Origin of the sequence: Roseibium aggregatum (genome assembly GCF_014692675.1) — a bacterium.
GTDB lineage: Bacteria > Pseudomonadota > Alphaproteobacteria > Rhizobiales > Stappiaceae > Roseibium > Roseibium aggregatum_C.
In genome coordinates, this window is the sequence record NZ_JABFCZ010000062.1 from 1 (window position 1) to 3842 (window position 3842).

At 58.8% G+C, this 3842-nt stretch carries 4 protein-coding genes and 1 tRNA gene; all 5 read left to right on the forward strand.

Annotated features, from left to right (window positions below; all coding sequences use genetic code 11):
- The coding region (locus HK439_RS26150; protein ID WP_190294281.1) for a transposase domain-containing protein at nucleotides 1–104 on the forward strand (104 nt) is incomplete at its 5' end.
- A 44-nt stretch (nucleotides 105–148) separates the two neighbouring features.
- Nucleotides 149–1186 carry a PAS domain-containing sensor histidine kinase gene (locus HK439_RS26155; RefSeq protein ID WP_190294425.1) on the forward strand — a complete coding sequence of 346 codons (1038 nt, stop codon included), beginning with the start codon at nucleotides 149–151 and terminating at the stop codon, nucleotides 1184–1186.
- A 13-nt stretch (nucleotides 1187–1199) separates the two neighbouring features.
- Nucleotides 1200–2045: a response regulator transcription factor gene (locus tag HK439_RS26160; RefSeq protein ID WP_190294426.1), complete on the forward strand. Its 846-nt coding sequence runs from the start codon at nucleotides 1200–1202 to the stop codon at nucleotides 2043–2045.
- A gap of 128 nt (nucleotides 2046–2173) precedes the next feature.
- Nucleotides 2174–2250, forward strand: a tRNA-Pro gene (locus HK439_RS26165).
- 719 nt (nucleotides 2251–2969) lie between these two features.
- Nucleotides 2970–3671, forward strand: a complete 702-nt coding sequence (locus HK439_RS26170) for a hypothetical protein (protein ID WP_190294427.1) — start codon at nucleotides 2970–2972, stop codon at nucleotides 3669–3671.
- Nucleotides 3672–3842: the final 171 nt, after the last annotated feature.

Sequence of the window (3842 nt, forward strand, 5' to 3'; positions counted from 1 at the left end):
AGCTTGATCCCCACGCCTGGCTCACACAGACCCTCGAGCGCATCGCCAACGGTTGGCCCAATAGCGACATCGGCGCTCTCATGCCCTGGAACTACAAGAGCTGAACGGCCGCAGCTTCGCGCTTACGGTGGTTCTGGCCAATGAGCGGATGCAGCAGATCTATCCCGGAATAGACCGGCGCATCGAGGACGGGATCTACGTGCCTGAGCTCCTGAAGCTCACCTTTCCCGATGAACCGGAAATCCCGTTCGAAGAATTGATGAGCCGGACCGGACCGTCCCAGGAAAAGCGCTTTCCGGACGGAAAATGGTACCGGATCGACCGGACCCTGACCCCGGATGGCGGGATTATTTCCGTCTATGCCGACATCACCGAATACAAGCAGCAGCAGGCCACGCTGATGGGGCAGGCCCACGAACTGGTCAAACTGCTCAACCAGGAAAAGCAGCTCAACGAGCTGCAGCGGGATTTCGTCTCCATGGCCTCGTACGAGTTCCGCACGCCGCTTGCCATTATCGACAGCAATGCCCAAAGGCTGATCCGCCGCGCCGACACGCTGGAGAAAGCCGCGATCGTGGAGCGCGGGACGCGGATCCGCGAGGCGGTCGACCGCATGCAGTATCTGATCAGCCGGTTTCTGAATTTCTCCCGCTCCCAGGCGGGTGGCATGGAGGTCGATTGCCGCGCTCAGCCGCTCAAGGACACCGTCGGCGACTGCTGCCGCCGGTTTCAGGAGACCTGTTCAAGCCACCGGATCGTCCTTGATACGGGCAACCTGCCGGAGGCCCTGAATTTCGACCGGAAACTGCTTGAGCTTTGCATCGACAACCTTCTGTCCAACGCGGTGAAATACTCACCCGACGCGAACGAGATCCGGGTGACCGGTCACGCGGACGGGACCTGGGCAATGATCAGCGTTGAAGATCGGGGGGTGGGAATTCCGGAAGCGGAAATCCCGAAGGTGTTCGACCGATACTTCCGGGCCTCCACGTCCAGTGGCATTGCCGGGACCGGGATCGGGCTCAACATGATTTCCATGATTTTGGACAAACACCGCGGGAAGGTCGATCTGGAAAGCCGGGTCGGGGAGGGAACCCGCGTCACGCTCCGCCTGCCGATCGCGCAGGAAGGCGCCGGGGAAGGGCCCGAAAGGGCATTCCCCCGGCGGCGGGCGGCTTCTGCCTGAGGGAGAGAGGACCATGGCAGCCAAGGGAACAATTCTGTGTGTCGAGGACGAGGATTTCCTCCGCGAAGATCTTCGCGAAGAGCTGGAGGATGCGGGTTACAACGTCCTGACGGCGCCCGACGGCAAGATTGCCATCGAAAGGATCGGCGAGACAAAGCCGGATCTGATCCTGTGCGACGTGATGATGCCGGACATGGATGGCCCGGCGTTCCTGGCCTATGTCCGTTCCGCAATGCCGGCGTTGAACGACGTGCCGCTTATTTTCCTGACGGCGAGGGGCATGCGCGAAGACATCATCTCCGGCAAGCAGATGGGGGCCGACGACTATCTGACCAAGCCGGTCGACTATGACCTGCTTCTGGCGACGGTCGATGCCCATCTCAGGCAGGTCGCGCGTATCGAGGGTCTCAACAGGATCCGGCTGCAGCAGATCTATGAAGAGGTCAAGCGCCTGCGCGGATCGAAGGAGCCTCTGAAGATTTCCATCGTCACCGGAAACCCGAAGGTGATCGCACCGATCCGGGTGGCGCTTCTGGAACTGGGGTGCAAGGTCAGGACCGTGCCGGAGGCCAATCTGGAAAACGGCGGGTCCCTTTTCGACGACGACTGCATCACCATCCTGGCCTACAGCGAAGCGGTGAACCGGTATCTGACGGAGCACAAAGGGACGGCCGGTACAGGGACCTCGCGGCGGGTGCTGCTGGCGCCGCCGAGCATGAGCGAGGCCCGCAAGACAAAGCTGATGGAAACCGGCCTGGATGACTTCATCGACTATCCCTACAAGCCGGTCGATATTTTCAAGGTCGTCATGGACCGGCTGCAGGAGGTCAGGCTGCCGGGAGCAAGGGCAGCCGGGTAAGGTCCGCTCCCGGTAAAGCCGCCGCCGTTCCGGCCGCCCGGCGATATCCACCGGAGGGCCGTCTCGCCTCTTGCGTCCATGCTGCGATTGCGTATAAGTCAGCACCTGTTCGCGACACGCGACACGATCGGGGTATAGCGCAGCCTGGTAGCGCATCTGGTTTGGGACCAGAGGGTCGCAAGTTCGAATCTTGCTGCCCCGACCATTTTTCTCAAGAAAATCCGAATTCTCCCGAGTTCCCAAGGCTGGTGGGTCTCACATTTTCAGACAGAAGACCGGATACCCGAAAGGTGCCTTGGTCATCTGCAGTGCCCGTACCTTAAGCAATACGCACGATGTCCCGAGCGTACGGGATCTGCTGCTGAACGAAACCGCGTTTGCGCTTCCGGCATGTGCGATCGTCTCTTTCCGATTGATAGTGTGTCAGGTCGTGCCCAGTGACCCGCCTCAAATGCAATTCAGAGAACAAGTGAAAGTTGTATTCGCTTAAGTAGAAATATTGCGATACATGCATAGTTAGATTGTATTTTTTGATTTTAACCTTATTTTTCGATTAATTATCGTCCCTCGGGTCATTCATCTGTATTTGGTTATATACTCTCATACGTTGCGGAAATGAGTTGTTAACTATGATGGGGTCCGATAATGGCGAATATAGTCATAATCCGGGGTGCTGGAGCGAATTCCTGGCGAAGGAGAATTTAGACGGGGGAAACAGTAGCCGGACGGCAGTCCGATATCCGCCTGACACAAAATAAAAGCAAATGTGGTTGGGAAAGCGTGGAATTGGCCGGTGTTCGACGGCCGGTTCGGTGACTGCTGCGCCTTAGGAAACAGGGTGATCGGGTCTTTGGGGACGGGCAGGTCTCAGGACACCGGATGACACGGGAATGGGACGGCTTCGGCCGGGGCGGGTAAATCAAGATGTTTGTGGAGCAAACGGGTGAGGGAACACTGGAAATCTCCAGCGCAATCTCGATCCTGCAGGCGAAGATAAAGGGTGCGGGGCTTCGTCTGAAGGAAAGTTCGGATTTCACCTTGTTCGAGGACACGATTCGGGCGACCGAGGATCGCTATCTGATGGAGGACTTTTCCAGCAGATTTTTCGATCTGCACGGCGCCATGGCGTTCTGGATCGGGGCCTGGGATGAGAAGGGCGAGCCGGTTTCCGTGCAGGCGGCCAAGGTTGAGGACCTGAAGGACCGGAGTCTCGGTGAATTCTGGCAGCAGCAGCAGAGGCGCATGTTCGTCGATCCGGCGCCCAATGCGGAACTTGGCGAGGAACATGCGCATGACGCGTTCTACATGCGCGGCAGAATTGTCTACCACGGCAATCTCTGGCTGCGGCGGGACGCCCGCGGCAAGGGGCTGGCCGAGGCGCTGACGCAGCTTGGGTTTCTGGTCTCGCTTCTGAAATGGTCGCCGGATTATCTCTACGGCCTGATGGCTGCGAAAAACGCCATGAAAGGCTTCGGCATCCGGGTCGGGTACCGGCGCTACGTACCGCGCGGAACCCACTGGATCGCCCCGCCGGCGCATATTCGCCCGGACGACTGGCTGGTCTATTCGACCCGAAGCGACCTCATCGGCCTGGCCAGGACTATTGTTGCTGAAGGTCTTGAATGACGCCGAAATAGGCGCAGAAGCGCCGGTCTGAATGCGCTGAGGGGTGCGGATTTCAGAAATACCGGACAGCGATTACGCTAAATCCCGGACAACCGTTTCAGTAATTCCCGGACAGTTCGGGCACGGCTGACCATCTGCCTGCGATCATGTTTCAGTTTGCATCGTTTCGGT